We start from the raw sequence: 17,585 nt of genomic DNA, 5'->3' as shown, positions 1-17,585 counted from the left end.
GGTGGGTTCGGGTCGCGGACCAGGCCGGTCGGTGTGGGTGTTTGTGTGGGTGTTTGTATGGGTGTTTGTGTTGAATCGGATGTCTCTGCCGGCGCCGGGATGAAGAGGCAGGGCTCGCTGATGGCGACGGCGGGGGCCACTTCGCAGTCGCCGTCGGGCGGGAAGTCTTTGCGGGCTTGGGCGGGAGTGGGCGTGGTCGGGCCGCCGGTGCGGTCGGCTGCCGGGGCGGCGAGGAGGTGCGGGCCGGCGGCGGCCGCGGCTGGCAGGGTTCTGATGTCGAAGGGTTGCGCGTCGCCGAGGGTGCGGGCCGCTCCGGTGCCCACCGCGAGGCCCGCTGCCAAGGGCAGCATCACCGCGATCGCGCCGATGGCCATTCCGCGGCGTGGGACTTCGGTGATGAGCTTCGAGAAGCGCAGTGGCTGCTCGACGAGGCGCATGGTGGCGTAGGCGGGGATCGCGGAGGCTGCTGCCAGCGTCGCGGCCAGTTCCCACCGGAGGTCGCCCCAGCGCGCTTGCACCAGGACGAGGATCGGCCAGTGCCAGAGGTAGAGGGCGAAGGACAGGCGGCCGATGGCGCGCGGCGCCTTGTTCGCGAGGAGCCCCGATATCGAGAACTTCGGGTACTCCCCCGCTCCGGCGAACAGGACCAGGATCGTGCCGATGACCGGTAGCAGGGCTGCGGTTCCGGGGTACGGCGTCTTGCTGTCGTAGGTGACGGTCGCGGCGATGATGAGGGCCGCGCCGACGAATCCGGCCGCGATGCGGACTCGGTTCAGGCCGTTTCGTTTCTGGCCGCTTGGGTTCTGGTCGACCGATCGGCCGTCGAGTATCACGGCCAGGATCGCACCTGCGCCGAACTGCCACGCGCGCGACGGCGAACCCATGTAGGCGAGCGGCGCGGAGGTGTGCGTCCAGTGCAGTGACAACGCGAACGACACCACGGACAGGAGCAGGACCTCGGCGAGGACGAAGCGCCGCACGGAGCTGTTCCGCTTACGTGCGGCCACAATCGCGAGCAGGACCAGCGGGGCCCACATGACGTAGAACTGCTCCTCGACGCCCAGCGACCAGTAGTGCAGCAACGGACTCGGCGCGCGCGAGGCGGCCAGGTAATTGGTCTGGTCCGCGACGAAGCGCCAGTTGCCGCCGTTGAGCGCGGCGGTGAGCAGGTCGTAGGCGACGTCCTGCTGGCGCAGCGGCGGCAACCAGGCCCACGTCGCCACCCCGGTGAAGAGCAGCACGACGGACGCCGCCGGCAAGATGCGCCGCGCACGCCGCGCGTAGAACTCGGCGAGCGAGAACCCGCTGCGCCGCATCACCTGCCCGGTAATGAGGAACCCGGACATGACGAAGAACACGTCGACGCCGACGTATCCGCCGGCCATCCCCGGCACCGCGGCATGGAAGCCGAGCACCGCCACCACGGCGACGGCCCGCAGCCCCTCGATGTCCGCACGAAATCCGCGCACGGTCACGGCTCAGCCCAGCCAGGGCAGCATCGGCCGGAACACTCCGGTCGCCACCGCGCCGCCGAGAAGGAGCGCGAGGGTGATGGCCACGGCTTCGGGCCAGCGGAGGTGGTGGTCTGTGTTGCTCGGGAGATGCGGAGCTGTGTTGCTCGGAAGATGCGGATCTGTGTCGCTCGGGAGATGCCGAGCTGAGCTGGTGCGCTGCTCGCCGGGATCGGGCTCCGGCCGCGCCTCAGGTCCAGCACTCGCGCCAGGTTCGGCTATCGCCTCGGCAACCATCAGCTCAGCCGCACCGGCCTCCGACTTCCCCATTCCGTGGCTTTCCCACTCGCCACCGACACGACTCTCCCGCTCGCCGTCGGCGCGGCTTTCCCATTCGCCATCGACCATCCCACTGCCCTCGCGCATCGCACTCACTTGGTCCCCCTCATCGCCGGAATCAGATCCCTGATCAGAGGAACCGTCAGATAGCCCGTCACCGCCACATAGACCGCGACGCCCCACATCCGCCCGGCCCCGAAGCGCGCCACGTCCACCGTCAGCGCGACCAGCGCCGCGCCGGTCGTCGCGCCCAGCCACAGCACCGCGATCCGCGCCACGCCGCGCGCCAGTCGTGAGCGGCCGCCGCCGGCGCCGGTCGGCACCCAGTCGGCGGCGCGGCCGCGCAGCGTGTGCAGCAGCGCCACGGCCGCGGCGAAGGCGACCAGGTAGTTCGCGCGGATCACCTCGATGCGCCAGCGGGTACGCGATACCGCAGGCAGCAGCACGAACCACACCCACAGCGGCGCCAGCAGCGGCAGCACATGCCAGGGCCGGATCTGCTGCGGGTAGCCGGCCAGCATGATCAGCGGCGGGAGCGGCGCGGCGAACACGTTGACCGCCATGACCACGTAGCCGATGACGCCGTTGTAGTAACAGAGCCGCGTCCGCCACGCCGCGCCCGCGCGCTTCAGCTCCCGCCCGGTCAGCAGGTGCAGATTGCCCATCGCCCACCGGTACTGCTGGTTCACGAACGCCGGCAGGCTCTCCGGCGAGATCCCCTTGGCCACCAACACCGGCACGTACTGCGTCCGGTATCCGCGCCCGAGCATCGCCAGCCCGGTGTACATGTCCTCGGAGTGGTCCAGCTTGGCGAAACCATCGATCAGGTCCAGCGCGGCCCGCCGGTACACCGCGTTGCTGCCGCAGCAGATCGCGGCGTCAGCGGCGTCGCGTGAAGGCTGCACCCAACGGAAGAACCACTCCTGCGCCGCACCGGCCGCCCGCTGGAGCCACGCCATGTTCTCGTCGGTGTCGAAGAACTGCGGGCTCTGCACGATTCCGACCGCCGGATCGGCCAGGTACGGCACCAGGTGGTCCAGGAAATCGGCTCGCGGGCAGAAGTCGGCGTCCAGGATCGCGACGATCTCGCCGGACGCGATCGTGAGCGCGTGGTTGAGATTGCCGGCCTTCTTCAGGTGACCGCGGTCCGGCCGCACCACGTACCGGAACCCGAACTCGTCGGCCAACGCCGCCACCTCCGGGCTGGCCGCGTCGTCGAGGACGTATACCGTCAGCTCGCCGCGCCATCGCATCCGCGCGACGTAGGAGTAGGCGTTCCGAAGTACCTCCAACGGTTCCCCGCACGTCGGTAGGAACAGGTCCACGCTCGGCACCCGTCCGGGATCGGGATTCCAAGCCCGCACCAACACCTCGTGCCCGGCCCGGGTCAGTCGCCGCTGCCGCTGACCGTCTGCGAGCGAGAACACGAGGGCGACCAGATTGAGGACCAGGACCGCCAGGAACACCCACAGCGCGGGGGTGCGCAAGGCGAACAGGAACAGGGTGACCGCGATGAAAACGAATGAGAGTGCCGAGAAGAGCAGTACCCAGCGGCGCTGAGGGCCGAAATACCAGTACAACTCTTTGTCATCGGGTGGAGCCGGTAAATGAGAGGCCGATCGGGCTGTCGATCTGGATTTCAGTGTTGTACTCGGCGCCATGGCCGACGTTCTCCTTGCGACTTCGTGCTTTGATTCACCCCCTACCGTATCGATTGGTCTAGACCTTGGTCTAGACCTCTCGATGGCCGCTCGATGAACGCCCCCTGAACCGTCTCGGGGCCGCGGTCGGGTTCGCCGTCCGGGTTCGCCGCCCGGGCTCGGCACCGTCGGAGCGATCTGCCATCATCTGGCGGATGCGAGAACTCACCGAGCTGATCGAGGTGGAGGATCCGGCGTGGCCGGACCTCCAGGCGTTGTTCGCGGCCTGCCCGATACCCCTGACCGTCTTCGCGCCCGACGCCCGGGAGAGCACGCGCGGGCTGCTGCAACTCCAGGTCACAGCGCGGTCGATGCTCGGCGGGCTGACGCTGCGCTCCGGCGGCCTGCTGGTCGACGACGGCTGGGTGCGGGTGTTCGGCGGCGGCTCCGGCGAGGACGGGGGCCTGCCGAGCCTGGCGCAGGTGAACGGGTTCCCCGCGGCGTTCGACCCGGCGTGGCAGGCGTCGGCCGGGCTGGTCGTGGCGCACGACGTGCTCGGCGGGGTGTTCGCGGTGAACGGGGTGGACCCGGCGGCGGTGGGGCGGCCCGGGCAGCCGGGGCAGATGACCTACTTCGCGCCGGACACGCTGGAGTGGGAGGCGCTGGACATCGGGCACTCGGCGTGGCTCGGGTGGCTGTTGTCCGAGCGGTTGGAAGGGTTTTACAGCGCGCTGAGGTGGGAGGGATGGCGCGCTGAGGTGGCCGCGGCGGGGCCCGCGGAGGGGATCAGCGTGTTCCCGTTCTTGTGGAGCAAGCAGGCCGAGGACGTCGCCACGACCAGTCGGCGGACGGTGCCGATGGCCGGCGTGCTGGGGATATCCGCGGACTTCGCGAACCAGATCGGAGTCGGGGATCCGGGGTTTCTCGGGCTGGTCTGAGCGGGTTGGTCTGAGCGGGCTGGTCTGAGCGGGTTGGTCTGAGCGGGCTGGTCTGAGCGGGTTCGCACGAGCGAGAGGGCGGCCGTCACACCTGTTCGGCCGCCCCTCTGCGTGTCCTTGCCGCCCGGCGTTAACAGTTCGCGGTCAGTAGCCCGCTGTTGGCAGTCCGCCCCGGCTCAGACCCGGAACTGGAGCGACTTCGTCTGCAGATACTCCTCCAGCCCGAAGCGTCCCAGCTCGCGGCCGATCCCGGAGCCCTTGTAACCGCCGAAGGGCGCGGCGAGGTTGAAGCGTCCGCCGTTGATGTCGACCTGACCGGTGTCCATGCGCCGGGCGAACGCCACGGCCTCGTTGTCGTCGGCCGCCCACACCGCGCCGGCCAGGCCGTACTCGGTGGCGTTGGCGATGCGCAGGGCGTCCTCGGCGTCGTGGAAGGACATCACGGAGATGACCGGGCCGAAGATCTCCTCGCGGGCCACGGCCATATCGGTGGTGACGTCGGCCAGGACCGTCGGGCGGACGTAGAAGCCGGTGGGCAGGTGCTCCGGCGGCTGCGGTCCGCCGACCAGGACCCGGGCGCCCTCGCCGACCGCGTCATTGAGGTAGCCGCGGACCCGTTCCCGCTGCTTGGCGTTGACCACCGGGCCGACCCGGGTCTCGGGCCGGGTCGGGTCACCGGGCACGAACTTCGCCGCGGCCTCGGTGGCGAGCGTCAGGACCTGCGCGTACTGCTCCTCGGGGACCAGCAGCCGGGTCCAGGCCGAGCAGGTCTGGCCGGAGTTGTTGAAGACGTTGGCGACCGCGACGTTGACCGCCTTGGCCAGGTCCGCACCGGGCAGCACGACGCAGGCCGACTTGCCGCCGAGCTCCAGCGCCACCCGCTTCACGCCGCGTCCGGCCTGCTCGGCGATCTGCCGGCCGACCGCGGTGGAGCCGGTGAAGGAGACCATGTCGACGTCCGGATGCGCGGCCAGCGCCGCCCCCGCTGCCGTCCCGATGCCGGTCACCAGGTTGAAGACGCCGGGCGGGAAGCCGGCCTCGTCGACCAGTCGGGCGAACAGGCGCGCGGTCAGCGGCGTGTCCTCGGCCGGCTTGAGCACCACCACGCAGCCGGCCGCCAGCGCCGGGACCACCTTGGCGACGATCTGGTGCAGCGGGTAGTTCCACGGGGTGATCGCCCCGACCACGCCGGCCGGCTCGTGGTAGACGGTCGAGTTGCCGACCTGCTCTTCGAACTCGTAGTCGGCCAGGATCCGCAGGTAGCTCTCGGCGACGCCCAGCGGCAGGGCGGCCTGCACCGCGGTGGCGAAGCCGACCGGGCAGCCGAGCTCGGCGACCACGGTCTCGACGAGCTCCGGCTGGGCCTCGGCGAGCTTGGTGACCAGATGGCCCAGGAACTCCAGCCGGTAGTCCTTGTGGCTGGCACCCCAGGCGCGCGCCGCCGACCGGGCGGCCGCCACGGCGGCGTCCACGTCGGCCGCGCCACCGGCCGGGACCAGGGCGATGACCTGTTCGGTGGCCGGGTTCAGCACCTCGACCGTCTCGGCGGAGGCCGAGGGGATCCATTTGCCGCCGATGTACTGGTCGGTGAAGCTGAGCACACTCATGGGGGCCGTCCCGGGAAACTAGCGGTGCGAATTTCTGCGGACGCTAGCGCCACGATCATGGCGGCACAAGGACGGACCTGGAGGTTCCGGGCGTGTCGTTGCTCACGGGCCCCAGGGATCGCAGCCGGCTCATGGCGACGGCTCCACGCGCAGAATGCGGGCAGCCCACGCGGGCAGCACCCAGTTCCAGCGCCCGAACAGGGACACCAGCGCGGGCACGAGCAGCGCGCGGACCACGGTCGCGTCCAACAGGATGCCGACGCCCAGACCGGTGGCGAAGATCTTCAGGAAGGTCGGCGGGGCGCTGGCCAGCGCGGCGAAGGCCATGAACAGGATGAGCGCGGCGCTGGTGACCAGCCGGCCGGTGCGACCCAGGCCCACGACCACCGCCTCGTTCGTGCTCGCACCGGCGTCGAACTCCTCGCGCATGCGGGACAAGATGAAGACCTCGTAGTCCATCGACAGGCCGTAGAGGAACGCGAAGACGATCATCGGGATCCAGAACGGGATGCCGCCGGTGGCCGGGACGCCCCAGATGGCGTGCGAGCCGTGGCCGTCCTGCCAGATCAGGACCATGCCGCCGTAGGCCGCGGCGACCGAGAGCAGGTTCGCCAGGACCGCTTTGGCCGGGAGCAGCAGGGAGCGGAAGGTCCGGGCCAGGACGAGGAAGGTGAGGATCGCCAGGACGGCCAGGAGGACGGGGAACTGGCCGTACATCTTGTGGATGTTGTCGATGTTCGCCAGGGCGCTGGAGGCGATCAGGACTCCGGGGACGGCCTTGTCGAGGTTGGTGCGGGTGAGCTTGGCGACGTGCTGGCCCTGGGCGGTGGCGGCCTCGTCACTCGGGAGGACGACGGTCATCGGCCACCGGGTGGTGGGGGTCTTCTCGGTGCCGGGCGGGGGCGTGGTCACCGGCACCACCGCGTCGATGCCGTTGCCGGGCATCAGGGTCGTGGGTTCGGTGTTCGGCGGGGTCAGGACCACGTACGTGTTCAGCACGCCGCTCGGGATGTCGGCCGCGCGCAGGGCCACCAGCCCTTGCCGGGCGTCGCCGGACTTGGCGAGGGAGTCGGTCGTCGGGTCGCCTTCGTGGATCCCGAGCGCGGTGACGGCCAGCGTGACCAGCACGACCAGCGCCAGACCGGCGGCCACCCAGCGGCGCCGGACCACCCAGCGGGCCCACGCGGTCCAGGCCCGGCTGGGTTTCGCCTCGTGCCGCAGGCGCGGCCAGTCCAGGCGGCGGCCGAAGCCGGTGAGCGCGATCGGCAGCAGGGTCAGCGTCACCGCCACGCTGACCATCGGGATCAGCATGCCGCCGATGCCGATGGAGCGCATGAACTGGATCGGCACCACGATCAGCGAGAGCAGGCCCAGCGCCACCGTCAGCCCGCTGACCAGCACGGCACGCCCGGCCGTGGCCATCGCGCGGTGCACCGCGGTCTCGTTGTCGGCGCCGTGCGCGACCTCCTCGCGCCACCGGGTGACCAGCAGCAGCGAGTAGTCGATGGCCACGCCCAGGCCGATCAGGCCGACCATGTACTGCACCACCGCCTGGACCTTCATGAACTCGGTCAGGAGCAGCACCACGAGGTAGCTGGACAGGATCGAGACCGCGGCGATCATCAGCGGGAGCAGCGCGAGGAAGGACCCGAACACGAAGGCCAGCACGATCAACGCACCGGCCCCGCCGAGCAGGGCCTCGGTCAGCACCCCGTTGCCGCCGCCGCTGCCGTTCGAGGACAGCGGGGTGATGCCGGTGACGTGCACCTGGGTCCCCGGCGGCGCGGCGGCGGCGAGCTGGTGCGGCAGCACCCGGACCGCGTCGGTCTGCGCCTCCGCGTCCTTGACCTGGTCCCCGGTGGCCGGGGTGAAGACGAGGGCGAACATGGTCCGGCCGTCGGCACCGACGAACGCGCGATCGCCGGTGTTGTAGTAGTCGACGACCCGCCCGGGCACCGCCGCCAACGCGGGCTCCAACCGCGGCCGCGCCGCCTCCGCAGTCACGCCGGGCGGCAACACGAACACCGGGACCACCGGATCGAACCCGCCGCCGACGTGGTACTGCGCCACCATCGCATCGGTCGCCGCCACCGTCGGCGTACCGGCGATGGTGAAGCTCTGATTCAGGTGCTTGGACAGGACGGACGAGGCCCAGCCGCCGGTCAGAAAAAGCACCAGCCAGAACGCGGCGATAGCGCGCCGATTCGCCAACACGAATCTCGAGAATCGCTCCATGGCCGTCCCCCCGTACTCCGGTCCGGTGTGCTGCCCCGCGCGCTCCACTCACTCCACGATCATGATTGGTTACTGGAACAACAGTGCACCACCGCACCCCGCACCGCAATCGGCCGAACGGGTGGCCGACTCTGCCCCGCCGCCCCCGGATGGGATAATCCTCCATATGCGCATCTACCTCGGCAGCGACCACGCCGGCTACGACCTGAAGAACCACCTCGTCTCCTGGCTGACCGCCGCCGGGCACGAAGCCGTCGACTGCGGCCCCCACACCTTCGACGCCCAGGACGACTACCCCCCGTACGTCATGCTGGCGGCCAGCAAGACAGCCTCCGACCCCGACGCCCTCGGCATCGTCATCGGCGGCTCCGGCAACGGCGAGGCCATCGCCGCCAACAAGGTCCACGGCATCCGCGCCGCCCTGGCCTGGAGCGAAGAAACAGCCCGCCTAGGCCGCGAACACAACAACGCCAACGTCATCAGCATCGGCGCCCGCATGCACACCGAGGCCGAGGCCACCCGCTTCGTCGAGGTCTTCACCACCACCGCCTTCACCAACGAAGAGCGCCACATCCGCCGCATCGCCATGATGAGCGACTACGAAAAGAGCGGGGTCCTCCCAGCCCTGCCGGACGCGCAGAACTGAGCCAAGCAGGTCGCAACAAGGCCGGGACACACAAAGGGCCACCGGATCCCGGTGGCCCTTTGCACTGGCCAGAAACCTGCGAATCGGAGCACACCGCCGACCATGGACCCCACCGACCACGACCAGCCCGGCTGGAACGAGATCCACGCCTTCAGCTCACCAGCCGAGTTCGAACACTTCCTCACCTGGCTGGCATCAGCCGTCGCCGAAGGCGAGCTCACAGAAGCGCCGGTCGGAACGCCCTACTCGGCAGCCGTGTTCGAAGAACGGTGGTTCCGAACGCCATCGGGGACCTATTGGCGAGTAGTGGCGCCCGACTTCCCGTTTCGCGGGCTGTTCGCAAGAGTTTCCGAGAACCCCCACTTACCGAGACCACCCAGTGGGCGAGATGCCAAAAGCCCAGCTCGGCAACCGCCTGAGCTGGGCTCGAACATCTGAGAGCGGATGACCGGGATCGAACCGGCACAATCTGCTTGGAAGGCAGAGACTCTACCATTGAGCTACATCCGCACCCGCGGACCCGGAGAGCCGCGTGTGCGTCTATCTTGGCACACTCCACGCCTGGTTCTCACCCCGGTTCCGGCAGCGGCGTGGTTGATGGGCGGCGTGGATTGGCGCGGGGCGTGGTTGGTGCGCTAGGTGCGCCAGACGACTACTAGGGCGCGGTCGTCGTTGACGTTGGGGGCCACTTCGTTGATGAGGCGGTCGGCGCCGCCGGTGAAGCTGGCGGTGAGGCGGGTTTCGGCGGCGCCTAGGAGGCGGTCCAGGCCTTCGTCGAGGTCGCGGCCGGGGCGTTCTACGAGGCCGTCGGTGAAGAGGAGGAGGGCGTCGCCTCGGTCCAGGCAGCCTTCGGTGGCTGGGAATTCGGCGTCGTCGAGGATGCCTAGGAGGGGGCCTTCGGCTTCCTCTAGGGACCAGCGGCCGGTTTTGGCTGTGAGGCGGGCGATCGGGGGGTGGCCTGCGCTGTGGAAGCGGTAGTGGCCGGTTTCCAGTTCGACTACCAGGTGGACGGCAGTGGCGAAGCCTTCGTCCCAGCCTTGGCGCAGGAGGTACTTGTTCGCCGAGGTCAGGAAGTCGCGGGAGGGGACGGTGCCCAGGAGGCCGCCGAAGGCTCCGGACAGCAGGAGGGCTCGGGTGCCGGCGGCCAGGCCCTTGCCGCTGACGTCCACGAGGCCGAGTTCGAGAGTCTGGCTCTGGGTGAGGGAGTCGTCGGTGTCGGCGTCGGGCGAGGTGGCGGCGAAAGCCGACTCACCCGAGGCCGAGGCGGAAGCTGAAGCCGGAGCCGGGGTCGGAGCAGGGGCGAAAGGCGGGGCGGCGGGCGACCCGGCAGCGGAGGACTGCACGCTCCCCACCGGGCTCTCAGTAGCCTGCGGCCGTCGCGGAGCCGGAAACACCGGGTGCGAAAGCGCGGCGATGAGGAAGTCCCCGGCGAAGGACTGCCCGCCCGCCGAACGGATCGACATGTCGACATGCCAGTCGGGCGGCAAGCGCGGGACCAGCCCCTGGGCACGCAGGCGCTCCCGCAGGTCCAGCAGCATCGCCTCACCGCGTGTGCCCTGCACGCCGAGGCGCAGGCGGGAGCGGGAGGTCAGTATCACCAGCGCCGCGGTGGCGAACACGGCCAGCGCCGCGCCGAAGGCCACGCCGGCGCGCTCCCGGTGCCAGGACACGGCCATCAGGACCGCGATGCAGATCACCAGGAGCAGCAGTTGGCCGCGCAGTTTCATCAGCAGGCCGCCGGCCAGGACCGGGAGGGCGAGCATCGCCGGGGTCCAGGCTTCGGGGAAGGCGATGGTGAGCATGCCGAAGCCGGCCGCGACCATGCCGAGGGCCGGCAGCAGGTAGAGGTCCGAGGCCATCGCGTGGTCGGTGAGCCAGCGGGCGATGCGGCCGTCGCCGAAACGGGCGGCGAGACGACGGCGGCGCCGCCCGGGGGCCTTGGGCCTGCCGGGCCGCTCATTCCCCGAGTCCGCCGTCATGCGCGAACCATATCGGGAGTACGACCTCTTCGTCACCCTGCGATCACCGCACGGTCACGGTGTGCTGCCGGTGCGTCGCCAGCGTGTTGCCGTCGCGTTCAGGACGCGGCCTTCTGGCACGTCGGGCACCAGAACAAGTTGCGGTCCCGCACCCCGGCGGTGGCCACCGGCGTGCCGCAGACCAGGCACGGCTGCCCGTTGCGCCGGTACACGTACACCTCGCCGCCGTGGTCGTCCTTGCGCGGCGGGCGGCCCATCGCCTCCGGCGTGTGCTGCGGCCAGACGGTGTCGATCCGGCCGATGCGCGTGCCCTCGGCCATCAGCGCGACCAGGTCCTCCCAGATCCCGTCCCACTGCTCGCGGGTGAGGTCGCGGCCCTTGAGGTAGGGGTCGAGCCCGGCGCGGAACAGTACCTCGGCGCGGTAGACGTTGCCCACGCCGGACAGCACCGGCTGCTCCATCAGCAGTTCGGCGACCGTCAGCGAGCTGTTGGAGAGCTTGCGCCAGGCGAGGTCCGGATCGGCGTCCGCGCGCAGCGGGTCCGGGCCCAGGCGGCGCAGCAGGGCGGTCCGCTCGTCGGGGCCGTACAGATCGCACGCGGAGGCGCCCCGCAGGTCGGCATGTCCGGATTTACCCTCCATCCGCAGCCGCACCTGACCCACCACCGGACCGGCCGGCTCGGCCGCCACATGGAACTTCCCGTACAAACCCAAGTGGACGTGGATCCAGCGGTCGGGGCCGAACCCGATGAACAAATGCTTCCCGTGCGCCTCGGAACCGGCATAAGGGAGATCGGCGACCAACCGCGCGCCGGCTTCAAAACGCCCCTGCGGGCTTCTGACCTCGGTCAAAGGGGATTCAGAGGTGAGTTCAGGGGTGAAGACGTCGTCGAGTTTGCCGGCAAGACGGTGAATCACGTGACCTTCGGGCATACCTAAGGACACTACCCGTCCCCACCGACAGCGGATCACGACGAAGGCGGCAGCCCGATGACCATTGAGAGCCTCGGCCGCAAAGGCGGCCCCAAGCCCGGGGACCTCGGCCTGCCGGCCGGGCGCCACGGCAGACGGCCGCAGCCGGAGACCCGGGTCATGCCCACCGCGCGCCCCAAGCCGGCGCCGCCGCGGACGCCGCCGGGCAGCGGGGAGGCGCGTCGGGCGGTGCCGCAGCCGCCGGCACCGAGGCCTCAGGGACCCCAGGGACAACAGGGCCAGGGGCAGGGATCCCAGAGCCCGAGCCAGCAGGCTCGGCCGGGGATGCGAGGGGCGCAGGGCCCGCAGAGCTCACCGGGCCAGCCGCAGGGCAGCCAGGGCCAGGGCGGCCAGCAGGCGGCGCAAGCGACGCAGGCGCAGGCCCGCGTCGCCGAAGCGAGGCCGGCCAGACCTGCCGAATCGCCGAGCAGCCGGGATCGGGGACCGGGGCAGAACCAGGGGTCGGGACAGCAGAAGCCGCGAGGGCGCGGAGACGGGAAAACGGAGAACCGCGGCGACCGCTCCCTCTATGACGGAGGCTCCCCCTCCGCGAACCGTCTGGGTCCGGCGAAAGCGATGCGCGCCAGGGACGTTTCACGTCCGCGAAACTGGTAAACGGGGTGGGACCAGGACAGGTAGGCCGAAGGCCCGGGACCGTTCAGGTCGCCGGGCCTTCCGCGGTATGTCGGGATGACAGGATTTGAACCTGCGACATCGTGCCCCCAAAGCACGCGCGCTACCAAGCTGCGCCACATCCCGCAGTTCTCGCGACAGCAGGTTAGCACTGAGGTAGTCCTACAGTCCTGACGGTTTCGGCGGGGAGTGGCGGGAACCATAGAGACGATCCCCGCCTGTGTACTCCTCTATAGCGCGTCCCGCTCAGTCGAAGATCGGGTCCTGAGTCCGGGTCCGCTTGAGCTCGAAGAAGCCGGGCGTGGACGCCACCAGCAGGCAGCCGTCCCACAGCTTGCCCGCGTCCTCGCCCTTCGGCGCCGGGGTCACGACGGGGCCGAAGAACGCCACGCCGTTCACCGCCACCACCGGGGTGCCGACGTCCTCGCCGACCAGACCGATGCCCTCGGCGTGCGACTTGCGCAGCGCCTCGTCGTAGCGATCGGTGTCGGCGGCGTCCGCCAGGGACGCCGGCAGGCCGACCTCCTCCAACGCCTCGACGATCACCTCGCGATCGCGGTCGCGGCCGCCGGGGTGGAACCGGGTACCGAGAGCCGTGTACAGCGGAAGCACGTACTCGTCGCCGTGCTCCTGCTGCGCGGCGATCACCACGCGGACCGGTCCCCAGGCCGTGACCAGCCAGTCGCGGTACTGCTGCGGCAAGTCTTCGCGGTTCTCGTTGAGAACCGCCAGCGACATGACGTGCCAGCGCACGTCCACCGGGCGGACCTTCTCGACCTCCAACATCCAGCGGGAGGTCATCCAGGCCCAGGGGCACAGGGGATCGAACCAGAAGTCGGCCACGGCGCGCGGCGCCGCCTGTTCGGGGGTAGGAGAGCTCATGTCCCAGACCAACGCCATCGGACCTGCCGCTAATCCCGCAGGCGCCCATAAGGGCGATCGTGCAAGGATCGATGGCAAACACTTCGACTCAAAGCGATAAGGAGCCGTGCAAGGGTGCCCGGTATCAATCTGACCCGCGAAGAAGCCCAGGAGCGCGCGGCGCTGTTGGAGGTCCAGTCCTACGAGGTGAGCCTGGACTGGTCGAACGCCCCGGATCCGGAGGCGAAGACCTACTCCTCCGCCACGACAGTGCGGTTCCGGGCGAACACCCCCGGCGCCTCGACATTCATCGACCTGATCGCCCCCGGCGTGCGGGAGATCTGGTTGAACGGGCAGCCGGTGGACCCGGCCGAGGCCTTCAAGGACAGCCGGATCGCGCTGTCGAACCTGCAGGCGGACAACGAACTGCGGGTGGTCGCCGACTGCGCCTACATGAACACCGGCGAGGGCCTGCACCGGATGATCGACCCGGTCGACGGCGAGGCCTACCTGTACACGCAGTTCGAGGTGCCGGAGTCGCGGCGGGTGTTCCCGGCGTTCGAGCAGCCGGACCTGAAGGCCACCTTCGCCTTCACCGTCCAGGGCCCCGAGGCCTGGCAGATCTTCTCCAACTCCCCCACCCCGGAGCCGCACTCCCAGGGCGACGGCACGGCGGTGTGGGCCTTCGAGGCCACCCCGCGGATCTCCTCATACATCACCGCGCTGGTCGGCGGCAAGTACCACGTGGCGCGCTCGGAGCACACCACCAAGCGCGGGCAGAAGATCCCGCTGGCGGTGGCCGTGCGCACCTCGCTGGCCGAGTACCTGCGGCCGGAGGAGATCTTCGAGATCACCCGGCAGGGCTTCGACTTCTTCACCGAGAAGTTCGACCGGGACTACCCGTTCGCGAAGTACGACCAGCTCTTCGTGCCGGAGTTCAACGCCGGCGCCATGGAGAACGCCGGCTGCGTCACCTTCCGCGAGGAGATGATCTTCCGGTCCAAGGTCACCAACGCCGCCTACGAGCAGCGCGCCGAGGTCATCCTGCACGAGATGGCCCACATGTGGTTCGGCGACCTGGTCACCATGCAGTGGTGGAACGACCTGTGGCTGAACGAGTCGTTCGCCACCTTCACCTCGTTCTACGCGCAGACCGCCGCGACCCGGTTCAAGGACGCCTGGACCACCTTCGCCAACGGCGAGAAGTCCTGGGGCTACCGCCAGGACCAGCTGCCCAGCACGCACCCGATCGTCGCCGAGATCCGCGATCTGGACGACGTGATGGTCAACTTCGACGGCATCACCTACGCCAAGGGCGCCTCGGTCCTGAAGCAGCTGGTGGCCTGGGTCGGCGACGACCACTTCTTCGAGGGCGTGCGCTCCTACTTCAACCGCCACCAGTGGGGCAACACCACGCTGGCCGACCTGCTCGGCGCGCTGGAGGAGACCTCCGGCCGGGACCTGAAGGAGTGGGCCAAGCTCTGGCTGGAGACCGCCGGGCCGAACACCCTGCGGCCGGTGTACGAGCTCGACGACGCCGGTGACTTCACCTCCTTCACCGTGGAGCAGGAGGGCTTCTCCGAGGAGTTCCCGACGCTGCGCCCGCACCGGCTGGCGATCGGCCTGTACAACCTGGTGGACGGCGCCCTGGTCCGCACCGACCGGGTCGAGCTGGACGTCACCGGGGCCCGCACCGAGGTCGCCGATCTGGTCGGCAAGGCCCGCCCGGCGCTGGTCCTGCTCAACGACGACGACCTGAGCTACGCCAAGATCCGCCTGGACGAGCACTCGATGGCGACCCTGGTGGACCACGTCGGCGACTTCGCCGAGTCGCTGCCGCGCACCCTGTGCTGGAGCGCCGCGTGGGACATGCTGCGCAACGCCGAGCTGGCCGCCCGCGACTATCTCAAGCTGGTCCTGCGCGGCGTCGGCCGGGAGTCCGACATCGGCGTGGCCCAGCTGCTGCAGCGGCAGGCCAAGTCCGCGGTCGAGCTGTTCGCCGACCCGGCGTGGCGCCCGACCGGCCAGGCCATGCTGGCCGACGCTTCGTGGGAGCACCTCAAGGCCTCCGAGCCGGGTTCGGACTTCCAGCTGGCCTGGGCCCGTTCCTTCGCCGGCACCGCGCTGACCGACGAGCAGCTGGCCTACGTGGCCGGTCTGCTGGACGGCTCGCAGACGCTGGAGGGCCTGACCGTCGACACCGAGCTGCGCTGGACGCTGCTGCTGGCGCTGGTGGTCGGCGGCAAGGCGGACGTGCCGGAGATCGAGGCGGAGCTGGAGCGGGACAAGACCGCGACCGGCGAGCGGTACGCGCTCCAGGCCCGCGCCGCCCGGCCGACCACCGAGGCCAAGGCCGAGGCCTGGGCGTCGGTGGTGGACGGCGACACGCTGGCCAACCACACGGTCGCCTCGGTGATCGGCGGCTTCCAGTCGGTGCCGGCGGACAAGCGCGAGGAACTGCTCAAGCCGTACGTGGCGAAGTACTTCGCGTCGGTCGAGGGCGCCTGGAACGCGCGCACCCACGAGATCGCCACCCAGATCGCGACCGGGCTGTTCCCGACGTTCGTGATCGAGCAGGCGACGCTGGACGCCACGCAGACCTTCCTGGACACCGCGCAGCCGGTGCCGGCGCTGCGGCGACTGGTCGTGGAGTCCGCGGACACCATCGGACGCTGCCTGAAGGCGCAGGAGACGGACCGCTTGGCGGCCTGAGTCCGGTGAACAGGACCGGGGACGGTCCAGAACGCTGAAGCGGCCCGGGCGGGGAAACCCGCCCGGGCCGCTTCACAGCGTGGGAAAACCGGCTACGGCTGGTCGGCGTGCAGCACCGGCGCCTTCTGCGCGTGCTCCATCAGCGACCCCAGGCCGTTGACGATCCCGCCGGCGAGGTCGCCGACCGCGAACGTGGAGGCCATGGCGGCCGCGGCCAGGCCCGCGGCGCGGTCGTCGACCCGGCGCTTGGCGTCCACGCCGGTGACGATCTGGAGCTGGTTGCGGCGCGGGTCGACGACGACCAGCACGGCGGAGTCGGCGTCGGCCAGCTGCCGGTGCAGGCGCACCGCCTGGGCGTGCAGGTCGCCCTCGACGGAGCCGACGTAGACCGAGAACTTCAGCCCGCTCTGCTGCTCGGCGGTGGCGATCGCCTTGGCGATGTCCTGCTCCTGTCGGGCGCTGAAAGCTTCACCAGCGGGCACTGGCGCCTCCCTCGGTCTGGGCCTCGGAGTAGGCCGTGAGCTCCTTCAGCGAGGTGCCGGTCAGCGCGCGGTCGGCGGTGTCGCCGCGCTCGTCGCGCGGGCCGCCGAACCAGACCGGCGCCGCCCACCAGCTGAGCTGGTGCGGGCGGTAGCGGTTGCCGCGGGCGATGGACGGGGCGAGCACCAACAGCGCGATGACGCAGAAGATCGCAGCCGGGATGCCGATGTAGACGAGGATGGTGGCGACGGCGGACATGCCGGGACCGGGGTCGTCGCCCGCGTCGCGGTGCAGGGCGAACGCCGGGGACGCCAGCAGCAGGGGCACCGCCGCCAGCGAGCCGAGGGCCGCCGCACGCAACGCCCGGCGCGTCCGCGCTTCGGGGGTGGTCGGTGGTTTCACGGCTCCACGGTATCTGACGTGGTCTCACGCCGGAAAAGCAGGGGCCGCCCCCGGCTGACCGGGAGCGGCTCCTGTGCGGTGCCGCGTTATAGAGATTCAGGTCAGGCGGCCGCGAACGCGCCTTCCAACCCGTGCCCTTTGGGCTCACCGCCGTACGCCTCGAGGTAAGGCGACCAGCGCGGGTCCTGTCTTCCTGAGGACAGAATCCGCCAAGCCGAGCCGGCCGGCTGGGCCGGAGGCCGGCGCATGCGCCACCCCAGGTCCGGCAGCGGACGGTCCGCCTTCACGTGATTGCAGCGCCGGCAGGCCGAGACCACGTTGTCCCAGGCGTGCTGTCCGCCGCGCGAACGCGGGATCACATGGTCGATACTGGTAGCGGGTGCGTCGCAGTAGACACACCGGCCGCCGTCACGGGCGAAGATGGCGCGCCGCGTCAGCGGCACCGCCCGGCGGTTCGGCACCTTGATGTAGCGGGTGAGCCGGATCACCGAGGGCGCGGGCATCGACCAGGTGGCCGCGTGGAGCAGGTCGCCGGATCCCTCAAGGGTGACGGCCTTGTCGCTGAGGATCAGAACCACTGCGCGGCGTTGGCTCACGACGCATAACGGCTCATATGAAGCGTTCAAAAGAAGTGCGTGCGGCACTGGTGGCCTCCTGACCGAGTCCGACGCGTGGCTCGCGCCGGAGCTAA

Annotated in this window: 14 protein-coding genes and 2 tRNA genes; 3 read left to right on the top strand and 13 right to left on the bottom strand. The window is 70.2% G+C overall.

Annotation, left to right across the window (positions count from 1 at the left end; genetic code table 11):
* From KGQ19_RS23390 to KGQ19_RS23380, 3 genes are all read right to left on the bottom strand, one after another.
* A partial coding sequence (locus tag KGQ19_RS23390; RefSeq protein ID WP_212011517.1) for an acyltransferase family protein occupies nucleotides 1-1,469 on the bottom strand: 1,469 nt, incomplete at its 3' end.
* A gap of 9 nt (nucleotides 1,470-1,478) precedes the next feature.
* Nucleotides 1,479-1,877 carry a hypothetical protein gene (locus KGQ19_RS23385; protein WP_212011515.1) on the bottom strand — a complete coding sequence of 133 codons (399 nt, stop codon included), beginning with the start codon at nucleotides 1,875-1,877 and terminating at the stop codon, nucleotides 1,479-1,481.
* A gap of 5 nt (nucleotides 1,878-1,882) precedes the next feature.
* Nucleotides 1,883-3,451, bottom strand: a complete 1,569-nt coding sequence (locus tag KGQ19_RS23380) for a glycosyltransferase family 2 protein (RefSeq protein WP_368862150.1) — start codon at nucleotides 3,449-3,451, stop codon at nucleotides 1,883-1,885.
* Nucleotides 3,452-3,645: 194 nt separating this feature from the next.
* Here KGQ19_RS23380 and KGQ19_RS23375 point away from each other — a divergent pair, with 194 nt between their 5' ends.
* On the top strand, nucleotides 3,646-4,368 hold the full coding sequence (locus tag KGQ19_RS23375) for a DUF2625 family protein (RefSeq protein ID WP_230419245.1): 723 nt from the start codon (nucleotides 3,646-3,648) through the stop codon (nucleotides 4,366-4,368).
* 176 nt (nucleotides 4,369-4,544) lie between these two features.
* On the opposite strand, the gene KGQ19_RS23370 is transcribed toward KGQ19_RS23375, so the two are convergent.
* The gene (locus tag KGQ19_RS23370; protein ID WP_212011512.1) at nucleotides 4,545-5,975 is read right to left on the bottom strand and encodes an aldehyde dehydrogenase family protein; all 1,431 of its coding nucleotides are present in this window, start codon (nucleotides 5,973-5,975) and stop codon (nucleotides 4,545-4,547) included.
* Nucleotides 5,976-6,104: 129 nt separating this feature from the next.
* Entirely contained in the window at nucleotides 6,105-8,210 is a 2,106-nt protein-coding gene (locus KGQ19_RS23365; RefSeq protein ID WP_212011510.1) for an MMPL family transporter, read from the bottom strand.
* Nucleotides 8,211-8,376: 166 nt separating this feature from the next.
* Here KGQ19_RS23365 and KGQ19_RS23360 point away from each other — a divergent pair, with 166 nt between their 5' ends.
* Nucleotides 8,377-8,856, top strand: coding sequence for a ribose-5-phosphate isomerase (locus KGQ19_RS23360; RefSeq protein ID WP_212011508.1), 480 nt, complete (start codon nucleotides 8,377-8,379; stop codon nucleotides 8,854-8,856).
* Between the two features lie 439 nt (nucleotides 8,857-9,295).
* Here the strand turns inward: KGQ19_RS23360 and KGQ19_RS23355 are convergent.
* From KGQ19_RS23355 to KGQ19_RS23335, 5 genes are all read right to left on the bottom strand, one after another.
* Nucleotides 9,296-9,366: transfer RNA gene (locus KGQ19_RS23355), tRNA-Gly, on the bottom strand.
* A 125-nt stretch (nucleotides 9,367-9,491) separates the two neighbouring features.
* Nucleotides 9,492-10,835, bottom strand: a complete 1,344-nt coding sequence (locus KGQ19_RS23350) for a PP2C family protein-serine/threonine phosphatase (protein WP_212011506.1) — start codon at nucleotides 10,833-10,835, stop codon at nucleotides 9,492-9,494.
* A gap of 98 nt (nucleotides 10,836-10,933) precedes the next feature.
* On the bottom strand, nucleotides 10,934-11,767 hold the full coding sequence (locus KGQ19_RS23345) for an Fpg/Nei family DNA glycosylase (protein ID WP_212011504.1): 834 nt from the start codon (nucleotides 11,765-11,767) through the stop codon (nucleotides 10,934-10,936).
* 724 nt (nucleotides 11,768-12,491) lie between these two features.
* A tRNA-Pro gene (locus tag KGQ19_RS23340) sits at nucleotides 12,492-12,565 on the bottom strand.
* A gap of 120 nt (nucleotides 12,566-12,685) precedes the next feature.
* Nucleotides 12,686-13,321, bottom strand: coding sequence for a mycothiol-dependent nitroreductase Rv2466c family protein (locus KGQ19_RS23335; protein WP_230419243.1), 636 nt, complete (start codon nucleotides 13,319-13,321; stop codon nucleotides 12,686-12,688).
* Nucleotides 13,322-13,435: 114 nt separating this feature from the next.
* On the opposite strand from KGQ19_RS23335, the gene pepN reads away from it, so the two are divergent.
* A complete protein-coding gene (gene pepN / locus KGQ19_RS23330; protein WP_212011500.1) occupies nucleotides 13,436-16,012 on the top strand; it encodes an aminopeptidase N in 2,577 nt (858 codons plus the stop codon).
* 92 nt (nucleotides 16,013-16,104) lie between these two features.
* Here pepN and KGQ19_RS23325 read toward each other — a convergent pair whose 3' ends face one another.
* From KGQ19_RS23325 to KGQ19_RS23315, 3 genes are all read right to left on the bottom strand, one after another.
* Nucleotides 16,105-16,494, bottom strand: coding sequence for a DUF5130 family protein (locus KGQ19_RS23325; protein WP_212011497.1), 390 nt, complete (start codon nucleotides 16,492-16,494; stop codon nucleotides 16,105-16,107).
* Entirely contained in the window at nucleotides 16,481-16,894 is a 414-nt protein-coding gene (gene ctaJ, locus KGQ19_RS23320; RefSeq protein WP_212011489.1) for an aa3-type cytochrome oxidase subunit CtaJ, read from the bottom strand. Before ctaJ ends, KGQ19_RS23325 begins: the two co-directional genes overlap by 14 nt.
* Nucleotides 16,895-16,995: 101 nt before the next feature.
* Nucleotides 16,996-17,538, bottom strand: a complete 543-nt coding sequence (locus KGQ19_RS23315) for an HNH endonuclease (protein ID WP_212011487.1) — start codon at nucleotides 17,536-17,538, stop codon at nucleotides 16,996-16,998.
* Nucleotides 17,539-17,585: the final 47 nt, after the last annotated feature.

This window comes from Catenulispora pinistramenti (assembly GCF_018274385.1).
Taxonomy (GTDB): Bacteria; Actinomycetota; Actinomycetes; order Streptomycetales; family Catenulisporaceae; genus Catenulispora; species Catenulispora pinistramenti.
Note: the sequence above shows the minus strand (reverse complement) of the source record. Positions and strands in the feature narration are given on the sequence as shown.